Below are 19,898 nucleotides of genomic sequence, written 5' to 3' on the forward strand. Positions count from 1 at the left end.
TCAGGTCCCGCCGCTCAAGACTTCGATTTGTAATTGCGCACGGCGTTCAGGCTCTCCGACAGATCGGGCACGTCGATGGTGACGTTATTGGCCTGCACCTGGCGCAGCAATGCCTGCGCGGCCTGGGTCGAGCGCGCCTTCGTGTCGAAGTATTTCACCAGCATCTGCTGTGCGCTGTTCAGGTCGTCGCGGAACGTGCCCTCATTGCGCGACAGCAGCGCCAGGCGCGCGTTCAGCAGGCGCAGTTTGAGGTTCTCGCGCACGAAATACGATTCGCTCGGCGACAGCATCAGCGCGTCCGGATTGTCGACCGTGCGCACCCGGATCAGCTGGCGGATGTCGTCCCACATCTCGTGGCTCCAGTTGCGCCAGGTATCGGCGACACGCCGTCCCAGGCCCGGATTCGCCGGCGCCGGCGGCTGGCCCGCCGCCCGGGCGCCCGACGTGGCGACGCCCGGCGGACTCACCCGCGTGGGCGCGATCGGCTCGGCCGGCTTTTCGTCGGACAGCAGCGGCAGGCTGTCGATCTGCGCAATGACGTTGTCCAGGCGCAGGGCGATGCCGGGCTGGTCGACGGACGGCAGCGCCTTCAGCTTTTCGATGTCGCGCGCGATGGCGCGGCGGATCGTGATGAATTGCGGCTTGTCCGAACGCGACAGCGAGCGGTCGGCGTTCTGCAGCGCGATCAGGGCGCCCTGCACGTTGCCGGCCAGCTGCAGCTGCTGGCTCGCGGTGGACAGGACCTGCTCGATCTCGGACAGCGCCCACTCGTCGCGGTTCTTCGAAATGTCCTGGTACATCTGCTCGAGGGCGGCCTGCTGGCTCTGCGACTCGGTCTGGCGGTTCTCCAGCACGCCGACCTTGACCTGCAGTTCCTTGGCGGCCTCCTGCGTGTCGCGCACGGCCTGCGCCGTCTCGGCGTTCGAGGCATTGTCTTTTTGCAGCGTGCGCGCGACGTCCTCGCGCAGCCGGTTGAAGCGGGTGTGCGTGGACCAGGTCTGCATGGCCAGCAGGACGGCCAGCGCCAGAATGGCCAGGTTCTGCGGCTTTTGCAGCAGTGCGCCGAGACCCGAACCTTCGGGGACGCGGGGCTCGCCGGGTCCGCCAGTCGGCGCCGACGCCGGGGTGACGTAGCTCTCCGGCGGCACGACCGCACCGCCCACATTTGGTTTTTCTGGATTGTTGGGCAATTCGTTCATGCTCGTGATTGTAACGCGGCAAGCAGCCGCTCGTCGCCGGACCCCGTGAGCGTCACGGCCTTGAAACCGAGTGCGCCCGCCGTTTCCGCGATGCGCGCATGCGGAACGATCAGGTGTTGCTGTTGCAATTTTGCCACACTTGCGCCGCCGTCAAGCTGTTCGACGAGGCCGGCCAGGCCGCGCAGGGCTTCCGAGCTCGTGATGATCCAGTCGTTAGTGCCGGCCAGCAAGGCGCGCAGGGACGCCGCCAGGTCCGGGCTCAAGGACGGCACGGCGCGGCGATAGGCGGCTACCGCCTCGACCTGGATACCGGCCGCGCGCAGGGCCTCCGGCAGCAGTTCGCGGCCCGTCTCGCCGCGCACGACGAGCACCTTGCGGCCGGCCAGCGCGGCCGTGTCGAGCGCCTGGAGCAGGTGTTCGGAATCGCTGCGGCTCGGGTCGAGCGGCGTGTGGATGCGGTAGCGCGCGCCGTCGATGCCGTGGCGCGCCAGCGCCGCCCGGCTGCCCTCGCCCACGACGGCCAGCGCCACCTCGGCCGGCCAGGCGTCGATGTGGGCAAAGGCGGCGTCGACGGCGTTGGGCGACACGAAGGCGACGAGCGCATACCCGCGCAGGCCGGCGAGCGCGGCGCGCAGCGGGGCGTCGTCGGCCAGAGGGGAAATCTCGAGCAGCGGCAGGATCAGCGGCGTGCGGCCGAGCGCCGCCACCGCGCGGGCCAGCGGCTCGGCTTGCTGGCGCGGACGGGTGATGACGACCGCGTCAGGCATCGCCGGCGGCGGCCGCCTTGCATTCGGCCAGGATGCCGGCGGCGTCCTGAGCGGCCAGCTTCTGCGCCACCTGCTCGCCCACCGCTTCCGGCAGCGCGGCCGGGCCGCTGGCGGCGGCGTAGGCGCTGCGGCGGCCGTCCGGCGTCGCGACCATCGCGCGCAGGTGCAGCGTGTCGCCGTCGACCGTCGCGTGCGCCGCGAGCGGGACCTGGCAGCTGCCGCCGAACACCTGCGACACCTTGCGTTCCGCCAGCACGGCCTGCGCCGTCGGCGTATGGTTCAGCGGGGCCAGCAACGCACGCACAGTTGCAGAAAAATGCGAACCGGCTGTGTTATCCGACAGGATTTCGATCGCCATCGCGCCCTGGCCCGCGGCCGGCAGGCTCTCGTCCGGCTCCAGGTAGGCGCGGATGCGGCGCGTGAGGCCCAGGCGCTTGAGGCCGGCGGCGGCGAGGATGATGCCCGCGTAGTCGCCGCGGTCGAGCTTGCCGAGACGGGTGTCGAGGTTGCCGCGCAGCGGCTTGATCACGAGCTGCGGATAGCGCGCGGCGATCAGGGCCTGGCGGCGCAGGCTGCTCGTGCCGACGATGCTGCCGGCCGGCAGCGCGGTCAGGCTGTCGAAATCGTTGGACACGAAGGCGTCGCGCGGGTCCTCGCGCTCGAGGATGGCAGCCAATTCAAAGCCTTCCGGCAATTCCATCGGCACATCCTTGAGGGAGTGAACGGCGAGGTGGGCGCGGCCGTCGGCCATCGCCACTTCGAGTTCCTTGACGAACAAGCCCTTGCCGCCCACCTTCGACAAGGTCTTGTCCAGGATCTGGTCGCCACGCGTCGTCATGCCGAGAATGTCGATTTGGCACTGCGGATATAATGCTGCGAGCCGGTCGCGCACGTGCGTGGCCTGCCACATGGCCAGCCGGCTTTCGCGCGATGCGATGATCAGTTGCGCGGGAACGTGCTGCGTCGTGTCGTTAGAGTTCAAAACGGATTCTTTCACTGTCGTTGCGCCCGGATCGGGCAGCGCCGGTTAAGCCCATACCAGAGACATAAATTCTAGCATGGGCCCACCCACACGCCACGGCCGACCGCCAGCGTGCCCCAGGAATGATTGGTAGTAACGATTCGTTGTCATGCAGTTCTCAACAATTCAACCATGGTCGATATGGACAATCCTGCTGCACTCACTCCCCCGCCCGGCGGCGTCGACAAGGACGCACCGCTGAAAGAAGACATTCGCCTGCTCGGCCGCCTCCTCGGCGACGTGCTGCGCGACCAGGAAGGCGAAGCCGTGTTCGACGTCGTCGAGACGATCCGCCAGACTGCCGTGCGGTTCCGCCGCGAAGACGACCAGGACGCCGCCGCCGAGCTCACCGGCCTGCTCTCCAGGCTGTCGCGCGAAGAGACGAATTCCGTCGTGCGCGCCTTCTCGTATTTCTCGCACCTGGCCAACATCGCCGAAGACCAGCACCACATCCGCCGCCGCCGCGCCCACCTGCTGGCCGGATCGACGCCGCAGCCGTCCAGCGTCGCCTACGCCCTCACCCGCCTCAAGGATGCCGGCGTCGCGCAGGACACGGTCGAGGCTTTTCTCCGCGAGGCGCTGATCGCGCCCGTGCTGACGGCGCACCCGACCGAAGTCCAGCGCAAAAGCACGCTCGACGCCGAGCACGACATCGCCCGCCTGCTGGCCGAGCGCGACCTGCCGCTGACGCCGAAGGAGCGTGCGCGCAACCTGCAACTGCTGCAGGCCCGCATCGCGACCTTGTGGCAGACGCGCATGCTGCGCTACGAAAAACTGACCGTGGCCGACGAGATCGAAAACGCCCTCTCGTACTACCGCACGACCTTCCTGCGCGAGCTCCCGGCCGTGTACGACGACATCGAGGACGAACTCGCGGCGCAGTACGGCGCCGCGGCCTCCGGCCTCGACGACGCGACCTATATGCAGATGGGCAGCTGGATCGGCGGCGACCGCGACGGCAACCCGAACGTCGACGCCACGACGATGCAGCGCGCCCTCGTGCGCCATTCGACGACCATCTTCGATTTCTATCTCGACGAAGTGCACGCGCTGGGCGCCGAGCTGTCGCCGTCCACCCTGCTCGTGCCGGCCAGTCCGGCGCTGCTGGCGCTGGCGGACGCCTCGCCCGACCACTCGCCGCACCGCAGCGACGAACCCTACCGGCGCGCCCTGATCGGCATCTACGCGCGGCTGGCGTCGACGGCGCGCGAACTGGGCGCCACCAACATCCTGCGCAAGGAAGTGGGCCATGCGGACGCCTACCGCGACTCCTGCGACTTCCGCGCCGACCTGCAGGTGCTCGTCGATTCGCTCGACGAAAACCACGGCGCGATCCTGGCCGTGCCGCGCCTGAACGGCCTGCTGCGCGCCGCGCGCATCTTCGGCTTCCACCTCGCGTCGCTCGACATGCGCCAGAGCTCGGACGTGCACGAGCGGGTGCTGGCCGAGCTGTTCGCGCGCGCCGGCGTGCAGGCCGATTACGCCGCGCTCGACGAAGACGCGAAGGTCAAGCTGCTGCTGGACGAACTGGCCCAGCCGCGCCTGCTGTACACGCCGTACGAAAGCTATTCGGAGACCACGAACTCGGAACTGCAGATCCTGCGCACGGCGCGCGAGATCCGCCAGCGCTACGGCGCGCGCGCGATCCGCAACTACATCATTTCGCACACCGAGACGGTGTCCGACCTGCTGGAAGTCCTGCTGCTGCAAAAGGAAACAGGCCTGTACCGGCCGAGCGAGAAGACGAGCGACGTGATGGTGATCCCGCTGTTCGAGACCATCCCCGACCTGCAACAGGCCGCCGCCATCATGGGCGAGTGGATGGCGCTGCCGGTCGTGGCCGACGTCATCGGGCACCAGGGCCGCCTGCAGGAGGTCATGCTGGGCTATTCGGACTCGAACAAGGACGGCGGCTTCCTGACGTCGAACTGGGAGCTGTACCAGGCCGAGTTGAAGCTCGTGCAGGTGTTCGCGGATGCGAACGTCAAGCTGCGGCTGTTCCACGGCCGCGGCGGCACCGTCGGCCGCGGCGGCGGTCCGAGCTACGAGGCGATCCTCGCGCAGCCGCCGGGCACCGTGAACGGCCAGATCCGCCTGACGGAACAGGGCGAGATCATCTCGTCGAAGTTCAGCAATCCGGAAATCGGCCGCCGCAACCTGGAGCTGCTCGTCGCCGCCACCCTGGAAGCGGGCCTGATGCCGCATGGCGCCGACCGCGAACAGATCGAGCGCCTGTCCCGCTTCGAGCCCGTGATGGCCGAGCTGTCGCAGCGCGCGTACAAGGCCTACCGCAACCTCGTGTACGAGACGCCGGGCTTCACGGATTACTTCTTCGCCGCCACGCCGATCGCCGAGATCGCGGAACTGAACCTCGGCTCGCGCCCGGCGTCGCGCAAGTCGACGCGCCGCATCGAAGACCTGCGCGCGATTCCCTGGGGCTTTTCGTGGGGCCAGTGCCGCCTGCTGCTGCCGGGCTGGTTCGGGTTCGGCGCCGCGGTGTCCGGCTGGATCGCCGACGGCGACCACGACGAACGCCTGGCGCTGCTGCGCGAAATGGCGCAGCACTGGCCGTTCTTCGCGGCGCTGCTGTCGAACATGGACATGGTGCTGGCCAAGAGCGACCTGGCCATCGCCTCGCGCTACGCCGAGCTGGTGCCCGACGCGATCCTGCGCGAGCGCATCTTCAAGCGCATCTCGGCCGAGTACGCGGAAACGCTGCGCTGCCTGGAAATCGTCACGGGCGCCGACGAACGCCTCGTGAACAACCCGCTGCTGGCCCGTTCGATCCAGAACCGCTTCGCCTACCTCGACCCGTTGAACCACTTGCAGGTCGAGCTGATCCAGCGCCATCGCGCGCTGTCGGCCGAGCAGAAGGTCGATGAGCGCGTGCATCGCGGGATCCACCTGTCGATCAACGGCGTGGCGGCGGGGTTGCGCAACACCGGCTGATCCGTCGTCCCCGCGGAGGCGGGGACCCAAGCTTTATGCATGTCGAAACGCATGCAAAATTGGGCCCCCGCCTGCGCGGGGCGACGCTGCTAGCGTCTTACCGACATCCCGAACGCCAGGCTGAGTCCCGGCACATTCCGGTTCAACCCATGCACGACCATCGCGTCGAGCTGGCAATCCCGGTTCACGAGCCACGACGCGCCCGCGTCGAGCACGGACTGCGTCCCGCCATGGGCCGCGCGCGCGATCTGCGGCGCGGCCACTTCCGCGAAGCCGTGCAGGCGCTCGCTGAACGCCTTCCCGAGCGACGCCGCAAGCACGCCGTACGTGTAATGCGACCCGGCGTCGTCGCCGTCGCGGCCGACGCCCGGCATCACGCCCAGCGACCAGTCGCTCCCGAGATCCCACTCGGCCGGCACGTCCAGCGACGGCCGGAAGCCCGTGCCGCGCAGCGCCGCGCTGCCCGTCGGCAGGGCCGCTTCCGCGATCAGGCCGACCGCCGGCCGCATGCCGTCCTGGTCGCCGAGATGCCATTTGACGCCGGCCGCGCCGTCGGCCCAGCCCGCGCTCACCGTGTGCGCGCCCGTGGCCGGGTCGCTCGCGTGCGCGATCGTGCGGCCGGTTGTTTCCACGCGCAGCTCCAGCGCGTCGGACAGGCCGATGCGCAGCAGCGTGGGCGTCGTGAGCGTGCGCACGTGGGCGTCGTCGTCGCGCTCGCGGTCCCACTGCACGCCCGTCTCGAGCTGCACGCGGCGTGCGCCGACCACCTGGCTGGAATTGGCTACGTTGGGACGGTCGGGGTTGATGGCGTCGTCGTCCGCATGAGCGGCGGGGAACGACAGGAGGCCCGCCAGCAGGCAGGCGCAGGAGGATGGGCGTAATGGCATCGGCATAGGGGTTCGGTAACGCGAATGCCGCCATTATGCCAACAAGGCCCGGCGGCAAGGACAAAAAAAAGCCGCGCGGCCCTGGCGGGCGGCGCGGCTTCCGGCGGCGGGCCGGCGAATTACTGGTTCTGCAGGAACGTCTTGAGCTTGTCCGAGCGCGACGGCTGGCGCAGCTTGCTCATCGCCTTCGCTTCGATCTGGCGGATGCGTTCGCGGGTCACGTCGAACTGCTTGCCCACTTCTTCCAGCGTGTGGTCGTTCGACATCTCGACGCCGTAGCGCATGCGCAGGACCTTCGCTTCGCGCGGGGTCAGCGAATCCAGCACTTCCTTGATCACGTTGCGCATCGAGGCGTGCAGCGCGGCGTCCAGCGGGGCCAGCGTCGCGTTGTCTTCGATGAAGTCGCCCAGCTGCGAATCGCCGTCCTCGCCCATCGGGGTTTCCATCGAGATCGGCTCCTTCGCGATCTTCATGATCTCGCGGACCTTCGATTCCGGCATCTCCATCTTCGTCGCCAGCGTCGCCATGTCCGGCTCGCTGCCGGTTTCCTGCATGATCTGGCGCGAGATGCGGTTCATCTTGTTGATCGTCTCGATCATGTGCACCGGCACGCGGATCGTGCGTGCCATGTCGGCGATCGAACGCGTGATCGCCTGGCGGATCCACCACGTCGCGTACGTCGAGAATTTATAGCCGCGGCGGTATTCGAACTTGTCGACGGCCTTCAGCAGGCCGATATTGCCTTCCTGGATCAGGTCGAGGAATTGCAAGCCGCGGTTGATGTACTTCTTCGCGATCGAGATCACGAGACGCAGGTTGGCCACGGTCATTTCGCGCTTCGCCGTGCGGGCGCGCTTTTCGCCGGCCGCCATCTGGCGGTTGATGGTGCGCAGGTCGGCCAGCGGCAGCGCCACGCGCGCCTGCAGGTCGATCATGCGCTGCTGCAGTTCCAGGATCGCCGGGGCGTTGCGCTTCAGGACGGCGCTGTACGGATACGCGCAGTCGACTTCGCGCTGCACCCACTCGAGGTCCGTCTCGTTGCCCGGGAAGACCTTGATGAAGTGGGCGCGCGGCATGCCGCAGCGGTTCACGCAGATGTCCAGCACGGCGCGCTCGATCGAACGGACCTCGTCCATCTGGTGGCGCAGCGTGTCGCACAGCTTTTCCACGACCTTCGCGGTGAAGCGGATGCCCAGCAGTTCGGTCGAGATCACTTCCTGCGCCGCCGTGTAGGCCGCCGAGCCGTAGCCCTGCGTCTTGAACGCGTGGCCCATCTTGTCGAACTGCTTTTCGATCGTGCCGAACTTGTCCAGCGCGCCCTTCCTCAGGGCGGCCAGCTGCTCGGCCGAATAGCCGGCCGCGGCGCTGCCGCCCGCACCGCCGTCGTCCTCTTCTTCGCCGACGTCGTCCTCGTCCTCGTCGTCCTCGTCGCTGGCGCTGCTCACGGGCGCGCTCGCAGCGGTGCCTTCGTTCGGATCGATCAGGCCGTCCACGACGTCATCGATCTTGAGCTCGTCCCTGGCGATCTTGTGCGACAGCGCGATGATCTCGGAAATCGTCACCGGGCACGCGGAGATCGCCTGCACCATGTCCTTCAGGCCGTCCTCGATGCGCTTGGCGATGGCGATCTCGCCCTCGCGCGTCAGCAGCGACACGGCGCCCATCTCGCGCATGTACATGCGGACCGGGTCGGTCGTGCGGCCGAAGTCGGAATCGACCGTCGACAGCGCCGTCGCGGCGGCGGCTTCCACCTCGTCCTCGCTCGTCGGCGTGACAACGGCGTCGGACAGCAGCATCATTTCCGCTTCCGGGGCGCGCTCGTAGACGGCGATGCCCATGTCGTTGAACGTCGCGATGATGCCTTCGATCGCTTCCGGATCGATGATGTTTTCCGGCAGGTGGTCGTTGATCTCCGCATGGGTCAGGTAGCCGCGCTCCTTGCCCATATTGATCAGGTTCTTCAACTGCTGGCGGCGCTTTTCCAGTTCTTCGCTGGAAAAGCCTTCCGCGGCGCCGAACAGGTTGGCGCCGCCCTTGGCCTTGCGCTCGCGCAGCTTCGACACGGCCTTCAGTTCGGCGCGCTCGACGGCGTTCAGCGCCGCGATCTCGTCGTTCTCCGGCACGAATTCGCTCGGCTTGCGGCCGCGGCGGCCCGGCACTTTGACTTGCGGCAGCAGATACCCGGACGTGTCGATCGCGGCCAGCGCGGCGGCGTCGGTCGTCGTGCTGACGGTGCCGGTCGGCTGGGTGGACGTCGTCGCCGCGGCCGACGGCTCGATGCGGCGCGCGGTGCGGGCGCGCACGATGCGCGCGGCCGGCGCCGGATCGGACGCCGCGGCGGCCTGCATGGCCGGCGCCTCGGGCGCGGCGGCCGGTTCCGCCACGGCGGCGTCGGCCGACGTCAAGGCGGCGAGGCGCGACATGCGCTTCTTGACGATGACCGGCGGCGCGGCCGGCGCGGTCGGCATCGCGCCGTCCGCCTCGTCCACGGCCACGGCGGCGACGCCCGGCACGATCACGGGTTCGGCGGCGGCGGCGGACACCTCGGCCGGTTCGGCCGCGGCCGGCATGGCGCTGTCCGCGGTCTGCACGTCGGCCGCGACGGCGTCCGCCTCGGCGGCGGCGTCGAACTGTTCCGGCTGCGACTGCGGCGCGGCGTCGGTCTGGACCGCCTTCAGCGACGCCAGGCGCGAACGGGTCTTCACCACCGTCACCTTGGCGGCCGCTTCCGTTTCCAGGAAATACGAGGTCGCGGTCTTCGGCACCGACAGCTGTGCGGTGCTCGTGGCGGGCGCTTTCTTCGCTGTCAGTGTCAGGGTCTTGGCGGTGTTTTTCATATAATTTCTCCAGTCGAGGCGTGGCGCGCGCCTGCGAGGTCAATAACCCACCTGGCCCGCAGTGCGGACCCGGTTGGGGGATGATGGGGATGGCCCTAGAAGGATGGCCTTAGCTTAGGGCGGAAGCCTGGATATCAAGCACTCCTGGCGCTGCGCCCGCTCGGCGGGCGTCGTACCGGGCAGCCGGGATGGGCTGCGGCACGCGCGCACAAGGGGATCGGGCGGAACGGAAAGTGGTCGAAATAGCGGCTTAACATGGCGGAACGAAAAAAAGCCCGTCAGACAACGGGCTTGAATCTATTTTCCAGGAGAGAAATAGAGGAGACATGCGCATTATGCGCCAAGGAAATGTTTAGCGATAATTGAAATATCCGATAAGGGATATCACTCAGCCGTATATTTCCTTTTCCTCTTCCGGGCCCTGGCTGCGTCGGCGCAAACCGTGCGCAAGGAAAGGGGCGGATCATACACGATTTCTCGGCCGCGCGCCGCTGCATATACATGAAATCACGGTCAATTCGTCAACAAAACGATCCGTTACACGGCTGAGCGCCACACGCGCGTGGCGCGGCCATGCTATCCTTCCGCTTCCCGTTCTTACCATGAAGTCAATGAATACGATGAGTCCTGTCGCCGAGCTCCCCGAGGCCACCGAAAACGCCACCCACGCCGCTCCCGACGCGTTGCCTGCCAACGACGCGCCGCAGGCGCCGGCCCCGGAAGCCGACGCGCACGATGCCGACACGGCCTCCGCGCCGGCCGCCGCCGGTGCCGAAGTCCAGTCGCCGCGCGCCCTGCTGAAGCACCTGCAACAGCAGTTCAAGGCCTTCCGCGACTGCCTGCCGCTGGCGATCGGCATCGACAAGCAGGTGCTGGCCCGCCTGCCCGGCCTGAACCGCAAGACCATGCGCGCCGCGCTGGGCATCCACACGGGCTCGATGCGCTACCTGCGCGCGATGGAAAAAGCCACCCTGCGCTACGACCTGGACGGCAATCCGGGCGCCGAAGTGACGGACACCCACCGCCAGCACGCCAAGGAACTCCTGCAGGAACGCTTCAAGAAGGAAGCCGAGCGCAAGAAGGCCGAACGCGACGCGGCCGCGCAGGCGGAATCCGACCGCAAGCGCCAGGAAAAGCTGCAGCAGCTGGCATCCAAGTTCGCCAAGCGCTGATCGGCCGGCCGGATGAGCGAGGCCGAGGACGACCTTCCCCCTTACCAGGGTATCGCGCTGGCCGATGTGCGCCTCGTCCGTAGCCGCCAGGACGCGGACGGCGCGCTGGCCGCGCTGCTGGCGTCCGACGCGATCGGCTTCGACACCGAATCCAAGCCCACGTTCCAGAAGGGCGAGCAATCGACCGGGCCGCACCTCGTGCAGCTCGCAACCGACGCCCACGCCTACCTGTTCCAGATCGGCAAGCCCGCGCCCCGCGCGCCGGAGGATGCGGACGCCGCCGCGCCGGCGACCGTCCCCGGCATCGACGTCCTGCGGACCGTGCTGGAATCGCCCGCGATCCTGAAGGTCGGCTTCGGCCTCGGCGACGACCTGCGCCGCCTGCGCGCCAAACTGGGCATCGAGACGCGCAACGTGCTCGACCTCTCCACCGCCCTGCGCCGCGGCGAACGCAACGCGCTGGGCGCCAAGACGGCCGTCGCGCGCTTCTTCGGCCAGCGCCTGCAAAAGTCGCGCAAGATCACGACGACCAACTGGGCGCTGCCGCGCCTGTCCGACAAGCAGATCCTGTACGCGGCGGACGACGCCCACGTCGCCCTGCGCATCTACCGCCACTGGCGCGCGAATCCGCCGCCCCCACCGCCACCGAAACCGGTCGCCGGCGGCCCGATGCGGGCGGCGCAGCCGAAGCCGCGGACGTCCTGATGCGGGCGGCGCAGCCAAAGACGTGGACTTCCTGACGTGCGCGGCCCTGTCGCATGCACGGCCATGCTGCTCGCGCTGGCGGGCTGCTCGCGCCACGACGGCCCCGTCGACGGCGCCGTCGTCTTCAAACCCTGCGCGTCCTGCCACCAGATCGGCCCGAACGCGCGCGGCGGCTTCGGCCCGCAACTGAACGGCCTGTTCGGCCGGCGCGCGGGCACGACGGCCGACTTCGCGTATTCCGACGCCATGAAGGCCTCCGGCATCGTCTGGGACGAGCGCACCCTGTCCGCGTTCCTGCGCGATCCGGACAAGACGGTGCCGGGCACGAAGATGCGCTTCTGGGGCATCCACGACGACCGCGACCTCGCCGCCCTGCTGGCCTACCTCCGCCGTTGGTAGGGTGTGCACCCCGTGCCCACGCGTGACGTATGCGCCAAGTTAGCGTTTTCGAAAGATTGCGTATCCTTCAAGACGACGCGGTATCATGCGCCTTGTAAAGTCGTCACCACAGGAATGCCATGCCCGTCCCGGTTCTCCGCTCCGCCGTGCTCCTCGCCGCCGTCCTGCATGCGGCGCCGGCGCCGGCCCAGCCGGAGCGCGGCGTGCCGGACACGCTGGCCCAGCGCGTGGCCGCATGCACGTCGTGCCACGGCAGCCCGTCCGCGCCGCCGCCGACGACCGGACCGCACTACTACCCGCGCATCGCCGGCAAGCCGGCCGGCTACCTCTACAACCAGTTGCAGAACTTCCGCGCCGGCCGCCGCCAGTTTCCGCTGATGACGTATATGGTCGCACCGTTGTCCGACGACTACCTGCGCGAGATCGCCGCGTATTTTTCGACCCAGCACCTGCCCGCGCCCGTGCTGGCGCGCGCGAGCCTGCCGGCGGACCAGCTGGCGCGCGGACGCGAACTCGTCACGCGCGGCGACACGGCCTTGAAGGTGCCGGCCTGCGTCGCCTGCCACGGCCAGCGCCTGACGGGTGCCCTGCCCGCGATCCCGGGCCTGCTTGGCCTGCCGCGCGACTACATCAATGCCCAGTTCGGCGCCTGGCGCAACGGCACGCGGCATGCCAACGCGCCCGACTGCATGGCGACGATCGCCGGCCGGCTGTCGCTGGCGGACGTGGCCGCCATTTCGGGCTGGCTCGCGAGCGAACCGCTGCCGGACGACGACGACCCGGCGCCCGACGTCGCCCACCCAATGCCGCTCGCCTGCGGCAGCGAGCCGGAGCGGCCGTGAAACGCATCGTCCTCCGGGTCGTCGGCCTGTCGCTCGTGCTGGGGCTGGGCCTCGTCGTGCTCGCGTGGCCGCGCGCCGAATTCATCCCGGCGCGGTCGCAAGAAGCGTGGGCGGCGACGCCGGCCAACATCGCCCGGGGCGCCTATCTCGCCCGCGCCGGCGACTGCCTCGCCTGCCACACGGCGCGCGACGGCATGCCGTACGCGGGCGGGCGCGCGCTCGCGACGCCGTTCGGCACGCTCTACGCACCGAACATCACGCCGGACGCGACGACGGGCATCGGCGCCTGGACGGCGGACGACTTCTGGCACGCCCTGCACAACGGCACCGCGCCGGACGGCCGCCTGCTGTATCCCGCGTTCCCGTACACGAACACGACGAAGGTCACGCGCGACGACGCCGACGCGCTGTACGCCTACCTGCGCAGCCTCGCGCCGGTCCGCCTGGCGAATCGCCCGCATGCGTTGCGCTTCCCTTACGACCGGCAGATCGTGCTGGCCGGCTGGCGCCTGCTGTACTTCAAGCCCGGCGTGTACGCGCCGCAGCCGGCGCAAAGTGCCGCGTGGAACCGCGGCGCCTATCTCGTCGAAGGCCTGGGCCATTGCGCCGCCTGCCACAGCCCGCGCAACGGCCTGGGTGCGACGGGCACGCGGCTGTCCGGCGGCCAGATCGCGACCAGCGGCTGGTACGCGCCCGCGCTGGACGCCGACAACGAAGCCGGCCTCGGCAACTGGGAACAATCGCATATCGTGCAACTGCTGCGCACGGGCGTCGCGCCGCGCGGCGCCGTGTTCGGACCGATGGCGGAAGTCGTGAATCGAAGCCTGCAATACCTGACGGATGCGGATGCGGGCGCGCTGGCGGTCTACCTGAAATCGCTGCCGGCCGAACCGACGCCGCGCCATGCGATCCCCGCGCCGGACGACGTGATGAAGGCGGGCCGCCAGCTGTACGCGCATCACTGCGCCGATTGTCACGGCGCCGACGGGCGCGGCACCAGCGTGGCCGGCCACCCCGCGTATCCGCCGCTGGCGGGCAATGGCGCGCTGACGATGCGCGACCCCGTCAACGCCATCCGCATCGTGCTGAACGGCGGCTTTCCGCCGGCCACGCGCGGCAATCCGCGGCCGTTCGGCATGCCGCCGTACAGTCAGCAGCTGGACGATGCCGAGGTGGCGGCCGTCGTGACGTATGTGAGGAACAGCTGGGGCAATGCGGCGCCGGCAGTGACGGCGCCCGAGGTCAACCGGTGGCGGGAGGTGCCGCTTGACTGACCAGCGAGTATTCTTGCCGCCGGGTGCGGCGACGCCTGCGCCCTCCTGACGGCATCGACATGTGAGCCGGGCGTTTTTGCGTAAATAATGTCCCGTCTGTGCCGGTCTCGTTAAAAACTCACGCAATCACCGCCGCCACTCTATTTTTCATGGCGCCCCTCACAAAACCGACGCGTCCGGAGAACCGATCCGGTTTCTTCATGCGGAGAATGCAGATCCCGTTGCGATCAATGTCGATGCCGATAAAAACACGGTAGATGCACTCGAATCGCCCGACCTGGCCTGACTTCTGGCAGCGCATGGCCACTGGAAACCGGGCCGCGGCGGTAGCTAATCGGAGAAACTGGAACGGCCCCGACCCGACCGACTCACGGCAACAAGATCTTGCGAACATCCTGGAGAACGCAATGACTGCGAATCAACTTCCTTCAAATGCAGGCTCGACCACTGCAACCAGGAAAGAACAACGATGATCAGTTCGGAAAATCTTAAAAAAGCCTTCGCGGCCGGATTGGTTTCATTGGTCATGTCCGCATCGGCTCAGACATCCCCTCCCACGCAAACCCCATCGGCCTCCGCGGCGTCACTCGACTGGACGACCGATGGCACCCGTGACAGGCTGGCCTCCGTTGCCCAGATTCTTTTTGGAAGCGAAGAAGGATTTTACATATCGATTCCACGCGAGGAGAACAACCGCAACCTGATCGACGCCCAATTCGAGTTTGCGTTCAAGGGGCGTCCGGAACCGGAAGTCGCCCTGCCGAGTGGCAAACGATTATTCGCCGGCGCCGACCCGGTGTCAATTTCCGAAAAGGCGCTGGTCGTTACCGATGCGGACCGCTCTACGGTTCGGGCCGTCGCAATGTTTCACGCCGGTTGCGGTGCCGCAAAACGGTTTGACAAGAAGGAAAAAAAATGGACCACGTGCCCGCCGCGTCCCGTTTTGACGTTTTTTGTCCGTGACGGAGACAAGCTTGACGACAACGTCCGCAAGGAGGTCGCGAACTGGATTATCGGCCTCGCCAAAGAAAACAACGCGGAAGTCAGCAAGTTGACCGTAAAGGCGGATTCAATGTTTATCCGTTCTTTTGGGATCAACGTCGAGAAAATCTCTCGCAAATTCTATTAATCGAACGTGCCGGAGAACTTATGCATGGCCTGTCGTCCATCATGGGCCGGCCGGACCCGATTCAGGACATTAATGCGGAATGGTTCCGTTTGTCGCGCTACCGGCACCTCGATTGGACGTGCAAAACCTCGGGCTCACCTCGACCAGCGTTCGTCGACCGACCGCCCCTATCTATGTCGGATCTCGACATATCGGATCTCGATAAAATGAACGAGGAATTCGTCGGGCGTCATGCCATCAGCTCTTCGAATGGACTGATTCTATTGAGTGGAAATCCGGGAAGGCTCGCACATTGCGACGAAATTCATTTTTCTGGAATCGACGGCCAGACCGGGCGTCCGATCACGATCCCGGTACCGGTCAACCCGGACTGGCTGATCGCATGGTCCCGACGCACCGACAGGCGTCGCGTGGCGCCGGCGTGCCGGGCCGATCTGTCATACTGCGGGCCTCACCACAAGGAGACTGGCATGCCGATTTATCGAGTCTGGTACCGCAATAACGAGGAACCGCTGGAATTCGCGACGCCCGGCCGTTGCAGCGAGGCGGAGATCCTCGACCACGTCCTGGAACACGAACGCATCGAACGGGGCGCCCCGGCGACCGTGCCGGAACTCATCGCCAGGCACAACCTGGCGCCCGTGCGCTACACGGAAGATGAAAGCGAGATGAACACGATCCGATAGCCGCCCTGCCCGGTCGCGGTCAGACCATCTCGGCGAAGCCGATCCGGTCCGTCGTCGCGGCGCGCGCGTCGTCGAGGCCGACCTTGTGCGCCGCCAGCAGCGCTTCGAGCACGCTGTTCATCGTGTGGCAGCCGGGCCCGCGCCCCGCGTTCATGTGCGCGCGGATGGCGCCCAGGTCGCCCTCCTCGATCATCGCGCCGACCGCCGGGTTGATGGTCAGGCACTCCGTCGCGAGGTGGTAACGGTTGCCCTGCTTGGACGGCAGCAGCGCCTGGCACAGCACGCCGCGCAGCGCGTGCGCGAGGGCCTGGCCCTGCGCTTCCGAATTGCCCAGCAGGCGCAGCATCTTTTGCAGGCCCAGTTCCGTCGAGCGCGCGTGCAGGGTCGCCAGCACGAGCGGCCCGGACTCGGCCAGCGCCAGCGCTTCCTGCGCCGTCTGGGCATCGCGGATCTCGCCGATGACGATCACGTCCGGCCGCTCGCGCAGCGCGTCCAGCGCGCCCAGGTAATAACTTTCGACGTCGCCGTCGACGCCCACCTCGCGCTGCGTGATGATGCACTTGCGCTGCGGGATCAGGGTCTCGACCGGATCTTCGATGGTGATGATGTGGCCCGAGCGCTGCCGGTTGATCTCGTCGAGGATGGACGCGATCGTGGTCGACTTGCCCTGGCACGTGTCGCCGATGATCAGGACCAGGCCGCTCGTCAGGCGCGCGAACTCGCGCTCGTCCGCGTGCAGGCCGAGGGTGTCCAGCGCCAGCGGCTCCTTCGGGAAGCGGCGGATCACGCAGCCGAGGCGCTTCTTGCCCTGGAAGCTGAAGCAGTTGGCGCGGATGCGCGCCGTGTGCAGGTCGATCGAGCGGTCGAACGCGCGGTCGACGATGCGCTCGGCCCAGTTCGGCTCGATGACGTCGAAGAATTCTTCCAGCTCTTCCTTCGTGATGGGCGAATCCGTCACGGCCACGAGGCCCTTCGGCTGGCGCAGCATCAGCGGACTGTTCTGGTGAATGATGATGTCGGAAAACACCAGCTTCGAATTCAGCAGGTGCAGGATCTGCTCGACCAGGGTCCCGAACACCGGGTGGTCTTCGTTTTCGATATACGACAGGGTGGGGATCTGCGACGACTGGTGGTGTTCCATCATTCTTCGATGTACCAAACGGGCTCGGATGAGCGATGCGTTGATTATAAAACCAGCATGCTGTCAAAATTCCAACTGGAAAGATATTTTTTCCAAGACCAAGCCCCGGACGTGCCGTGGCCGCCACATCCCGTTGTGTTTTCGCTCATTGTTAGCGCATGACATTTTCGTGTTAGCATCGTCAGAAAACCAATAACAGGAGACTACGATGAACGACGATCCACGCCGCCTTCCCTTCACCCTCGCCCCGCTCGCGCTGGCCGCCCTGTGCGCGGCGGCGCCGGCGCTGGCCCAGCAGACACCCGAAGCCCGCGCCGCCGACCTCGTCGGGCACATGACGCTGGAGGAAAAAGCCGCCCAGCTCGGCAACGACGCGCCGGCGATCCCGCGCCTGAAGATCCCGAAGTACAACTGGTGGAACGAGGGCCTGCACGGCGTCGCGCGCGCCGGCTACGCGACCGTGTTCCCGCAGGCCGTCGGCATGGCGGCCACGTGGGACGAGGCGCTGATGCACGACGTGGGCGACGTCATCGCCACGGAATTCCGCGCCAAGTACATGGCGACGCGCGCGCCTGACGGCGGCACGGACTGGTACCGCGGCCTCACCGTGTGGTCGCCCAACATCAACATCTTCCGCGATCCGCGCTGGGGCCGCGGCCAGGAAACGTATGGCGAGGATCCCTACCTCACGTCGCGCATCGCGGTGAACTTCATCCGCGGCCTGCAGGGTGACGATCCGACCGCGTTCAAGACGATCGCCACCGCCAAGCACTTCGCCGTGCACAGCGGACCGGAATCGAACCGCCACCGCGAAGACGTCCACCCGTCCCCGCACGACCTCGAGGACACCTACCTGCCCGCATTCCGCGCCACCGTCACGGAAGGCAAGGTGGCGTCCGTCATGTGCGCGTACAACGCCGTCGACGGCGTCCCCGCCTGCGCCAGCGACGACCTGCTGCAGCAGCACCTGCGCCGCGCCTGGGGTTTCAAGGGCTTCGTCGTGTCGGACTGCGGCGCCGCCGCCAACATCTACCGCGCCGACAGCCTGCACTACACGAAGACGCCGGAACAAGCCGTGGCCGCCGCGTTCACGGCCGGCATGGACCTGATCTGCGGCGACTACCGCAACAAGATGACGACCGAGGCCGGCCCCATCGCGAACGCCGTGCGCCACGGCGAGCTGAAAGAGGCCGTCATCGACCGCGCCCTCGTGCGCCTGTTCGCGGGCCGCATCCGCCTCGGCCTGCTCGATCCGACGCCACCCAAGGCCTACGCGGACATCCGGCCCGACGACAACGACACGCCGGCCCACCGCGCCGTCGCCCTCAAGACGGCGCAGGAGGCGATGGTGCTGCTGAAGAACGACGGCCTGCTGCCGCTCACGAAGGCGCCGCGGACCATCGCCGTCATCGGCCCGAACGCGGACAGCGAGGATGCGCTGGTCGGCAATTACAACGGCCAGCCGTCCCATCCCGTGACCGTGCTCGCGGGCATCCGCGCCCGCTTCCCGGATGCGCAGATCCTGTACGCGCCGGGCACGGGCCTCGTCGGCCCGGCCGAGCCGCCGGTGCCGGACGCCAGCCTGTGCGTCGACGCCGCATGCCGCACGCCCGGCCTCACTGCCGAACACTTCGCCGGTCCGGACCTGGCGGGCGCCGCGCACGACGCCACGGAAACCAATGCCCGCGCCGCGTGGCAGGACGGCGGCCACAATGCGTCCACGCGCTGGACCGGCTACCTGAAGGCGCCGCGCACCGGCGACTACGGCCTGCGCTTCCTGAGCAATGCCGGCTACCGCATCTGGGTCGACGGCAAGCTCGTCGTGGATGCGTGGGACGTCACGGACTCGCCGTCGATCGCGGCCGGCAAGGCGACGCTGCAGGCGGGACGGACGTATCCGGTCAGGATCGAGGCCGTGCAGCGCGGCGCGCGCGGCGACCAGAAGCTCGTGTGGAGCACGCGGGTCGATGGCGGCAAGGAGGCCGTCGCCCTGGCCCGCCGCGCGGACCTGGTCGTGTACGTCGCGGGCCTGTCGGCCAACCTGGAGGGGGAGGAACTCAAGCTGCAGGTGCCCGGCTTCATGGGCGGCGACCGCACCAGCCTGGACCTGCCCGCGCCGCAGGAACGCCTGCTGGAACAGGTCGTCGCGGCCGGCAAGCCGACCGTGCTCGTGCTGATGAGCGGCAGCGCGCTGGCCGTCAACTGGGCCGACAAGCACGTGCCCGCGATTATCCAGGCCTGGTATCCGGGCGGCGAAGGCGGGCACGCCGTGGCCGGCCTGATCGCCGGCGACTACAGCCCGGCCGGCCGCCTGCCCGTCACGTTCTACCGCGGCGTGGACGACCTGCCCGCGTTCGGCGACTACCGCATGATTGGGCGCACCTACCGCTATTTCAAGGGCAAGGTGCTGTACCCGTTCGGCCACGGCCTGTCGTACACGACGTTCCGCTACGGTACGCCGGCGCTGTCGGCGCCGTCCATCGCGGCCGGCGCGCCCGTCGACGTCGACGTCGAAGTGGCCAACACCGGCAAGCGTGACGGCGACGAGGTCGTCCAGCTGTACGTGGCCAAGCCGGGGGACGCCGCCAATCCGACGCTCGCGGCGTTCCGCCGCGTGCACCTGAAGGCGGGCGCACGCACCCGCGTCACGCTGGCGCTCGATGCGCGCGCGCTGTCGCAGGTCGACGCGGCCGGCGCGCGCAAGGTGATGCCGGGCACGTACACGATCTACCTGGGCGGCGGCCAGCCGGGCCACGCGCAGACCGTCAAGACGGCGCTCGCGGTGACGGGGGCGCCGGACGCATTGCCAAAATAAGTCCTGGCCCGCTGCGTCATATCCGGTTAAGCGGCCCGCTCCGTCCTATCCCGTCAAGCGTCCTGCTGCGCCCTA

Annotated in this window: 15 protein-coding genes; 9 read left to right on the top strand and 6 right to left on the bottom strand. The window is 67.9% G+C overall.

Annotated elements, in window-relative coordinates:
* Positions 1 to 14: 14 nt before the first annotated feature.
* The 3 genes from U9J41_RS16100 to hemC are packed head-to-tail and all read right to left on the bottom strand — an operon-like array spanning position 15 to position 2,948.
* Complete coding sequence (locus tag U9J41_RS16100) at positions 15 to 1,199, bottom strand: uroporphyrinogen-III C-methyltransferase (protein WP_322403199.1); 1,185 nt, start codon at positions 1,197 to 1,199, stop codon at positions 15 to 17.
* Positions 1,196 to 1,966, bottom strand: coding sequence for a uroporphyrinogen-III synthase (locus U9J41_RS16105; RefSeq protein WP_322403200.1), 771 nt, complete (start codon positions 1,964 to 1,966; stop codon positions 1,196 to 1,198). Before U9J41_RS16105 ends, U9J41_RS16100 begins: the two co-directional genes overlap by 4 nt.
* On the bottom strand, positions 1,959 to 2,948 hold the full coding sequence (gene hemC, locus U9J41_RS16110; protein ID WP_322403201.1) for a hydroxymethylbilane synthase: 990 nt from the start codon (positions 2,946 to 2,948) through the stop codon (positions 1,959 to 1,961). Before hemC ends, U9J41_RS16105 begins: the two co-directional genes overlap by 8 nt.
* 180 nt (positions 2,949 to 3,128) lie before the next feature.
* Here hemC and ppc point away from each other — a divergent pair, with 180 nt between their 5' ends.
* Positions 3,129 to 5,936 (top strand): phosphoenolpyruvate carboxylase, encoded by a 2,808-nt coding sequence (gene ppc, locus U9J41_RS16115; protein ID WP_322403202.1) that lies wholly within the window; start codon positions 3,129 to 3,131, stop codon positions 5,934 to 5,936.
* Positions 5,937 to 6,025: 89 nt separating this feature from the next.
* On the opposite strand, the gene U9J41_RS16120 is transcribed toward ppc, so the two are convergent.
* Together U9J41_RS16120 and rpoD are read right to left on the bottom strand one after the other, a co-directional pair.
* Complete coding sequence (locus tag U9J41_RS16120; protein WP_322403203.1) at positions 6,026 to 6,829, bottom strand: transporter; 804 nt, start codon at positions 6,827 to 6,829, stop codon at positions 6,026 to 6,028.
* A 113-nt stretch (positions 6,830 to 6,942) separates the two neighbouring features.
* Positions 6,943 to 9,660: an RNA polymerase sigma factor RpoD gene (gene rpoD / locus U9J41_RS16125; protein ID WP_322403204.1), complete on the bottom strand. Its 2,718-nt coding sequence runs from the start codon at positions 9,658 to 9,660 to the stop codon at positions 6,943 to 6,945.
* Positions 9,661 to 10,271: 611 nt separating this feature from the next.
* Here rpoD and U9J41_RS16130 point away from each other — a divergent pair.
* The 7 genes from U9J41_RS16130 to U9J41_RS16160 all read left to right on the top strand — a co-directional run bounded on the left by U9J41_RS16130 (position 10,272) and on the right by U9J41_RS16160 (position 15,867).
* Positions 10,272 to 10,832: a ProQ/FinO family protein gene (locus U9J41_RS16130; RefSeq protein WP_322403205.1), complete on the top strand. Its 561-nt coding sequence runs from the start codon at positions 10,272 to 10,274 to the stop codon at positions 10,830 to 10,832.
* Positions 10,833 to 10,844: 12 nt separating this feature from the next.
* On the top strand, positions 10,845 to 11,537 hold the full coding sequence (locus U9J41_RS16135; RefSeq protein WP_322403206.1) for a 3'-5' exonuclease: 693 nt from the start codon (positions 10,845 to 10,847) through the stop codon (positions 11,535 to 11,537).
* Between the two features lie 36 nt (positions 11,538 to 11,573).
* A complete protein-coding gene (locus U9J41_RS16140; RefSeq protein ID WP_322403207.1) occupies positions 11,574 to 11,936 on the top strand; it encodes a c-type cytochrome in 363 nt (120 codons plus the stop codon).
* Positions 11,937 to 12,055: 119 nt separating this feature from the next.
* A complete protein-coding gene (locus U9J41_RS16145; protein WP_322403208.1) occupies positions 12,056 to 12,778 on the top strand; it encodes a c-type cytochrome in 723 nt (240 codons plus the stop codon).
* Positions 12,775 to 14,052 carry a c-type cytochrome gene (locus U9J41_RS16150; RefSeq protein ID WP_322403209.1) on the top strand — a complete coding sequence of 426 codons (1,278 nt, stop codon included), beginning with the start codon at positions 12,775 to 12,777 and terminating at the stop codon, positions 14,050 to 14,052. Before U9J41_RS16145 ends, U9J41_RS16150 begins: the two co-directional genes overlap by 4 nt.
* Before the next feature lie 469 nt (positions 14,053 to 14,521).
* The gene (locus tag U9J41_RS16155) at positions 14,522 to 15,181 is read left to right on the top strand and encodes a hypothetical protein (RefSeq protein ID WP_322403210.1); all 660 of its coding nucleotides are present in this window, start codon (positions 14,522 to 14,524) and stop codon (positions 15,179 to 15,181) included.
* Between the two features lie 20 nt (positions 15,182 to 15,201).
* Positions 15,202 to 15,867, top strand: coding sequence for a hypothetical protein (locus U9J41_RS16160; protein WP_322403211.1), 666 nt, complete (start codon positions 15,202 to 15,204; stop codon positions 15,865 to 15,867).
* A gap of 19 nt (positions 15,868 to 15,886) precedes the next feature.
* On the opposite strand, the gene U9J41_RS16165 is transcribed toward U9J41_RS16160, so the two are convergent.
* The gene (locus U9J41_RS16165) at positions 15,887 to 17,008 is read right to left on the bottom strand and encodes a type IV pilus twitching motility protein PilT (protein WP_322403212.1); all 1,122 of its coding nucleotides are present in this window, start codon (positions 17,006 to 17,008) and stop codon (positions 15,887 to 15,889) included.
* Between the two features lie 208 nt (positions 17,009 to 17,216).
* Between U9J41_RS16165 and U9J41_RS16170 the strand changes: the two genes are divergently transcribed.
* Positions 17,217 to 19,823, top strand: a complete 2,607-nt coding sequence (locus U9J41_RS16170) for a glycoside hydrolase family 3 C-terminal domain-containing protein (protein WP_322403213.1) — start codon at positions 17,217 to 17,219, stop codon at positions 19,821 to 19,823.
* Positions 19,824 to 19,898 lie beyond the last annotated feature (75 nt).

Source organism: Massilia luteola (assembly GCF_034420155.1).
In the GTDB taxonomy this organism is placed as follows: domain Bacteria; phylum Pseudomonadota; class Gammaproteobacteria; order Burkholderiales; family Burkholderiaceae_D; genus Telluria; species Telluria luteola.

Excerpts from the sequence above, each read along its gene's own strand:
- U9J41_RS16170 (WP_322403213.1), top strand. The coding sequence starts at position 17,217 with ATGAACGACGATCCACGCCGCCTTCCCTTCACCCTCGCCCCGCTCGCG.
- rpoD (WP_322403204.1), bottom strand. The coding sequence starts at position 9,660 with ATGAAAAACACCGCCAAGACCCTGACACTGACAGCGAAGAAAGCGCCC.
- U9J41_RS16155 (WP_322403210.1), top strand. The coding sequence starts at position 14,522 with ATGATCAGTTCGGAAAATCTTAAAAAAGCCTTCGCGGCCGGATTGGTT.
- U9J41_RS16165 (WP_322403212.1), bottom strand. The coding sequence starts at position 17,008 with ATGGAACACCACCAGTCGTCGCAGATCCCCACCCTGTCGTATATCGAA.
- U9J41_RS16105 (WP_322403200.1), bottom strand. The coding sequence starts at position 1,966 with ATGCCTGACGCGGTCGTCATCACCCGTCCGCGCCAGCAAGCCGAGCCG.
- U9J41_RS16145 (WP_322403208.1), top strand. The coding sequence starts at position 12,056 with ATGCCCGTCCCGGTTCTCCGCTCCGCCGTGCTCCTCGCCGCCGTCCTG.
- U9J41_RS16135 (WP_322403206.1), top strand. The coding sequence starts at position 10,845 with ATGAGCGAGGCCGAGGACGACCTTCCCCCTTACCAGGGTATCGCGCTG.
- ppc (WP_322403202.1), top strand. The coding sequence starts at position 3,129 with ATGGACAATCCTGCTGCACTCACTCCCCCGCCCGGCGGCGTCGACAAG.
- U9J41_RS16120 (WP_322403203.1), bottom strand. The coding sequence starts at position 6,829 with ATGCCGATGCCATTACGCCCATCCTCCTGCGCCTGCCTGCTGGCGGGC.
- U9J41_RS16100 (WP_322403199.1), bottom strand. The coding sequence starts at position 1,199 with ATGAACGAATTGCCCAACAATCCAGAAAAACCAAATGTGGGCGGTGCG.
- U9J41_RS16160 (WP_322403211.1), top strand. The coding sequence starts at position 15,202 with ATGCATGGCCTGTCGTCCATCATGGGCCGGCCGGACCCGATTCAGGAC.
- U9J41_RS16130 (WP_322403205.1), top strand. The coding sequence starts at position 10,272 with ATGAATACGATGAGTCCTGTCGCCGAGCTCCCCGAGGCCACCGAAAAC.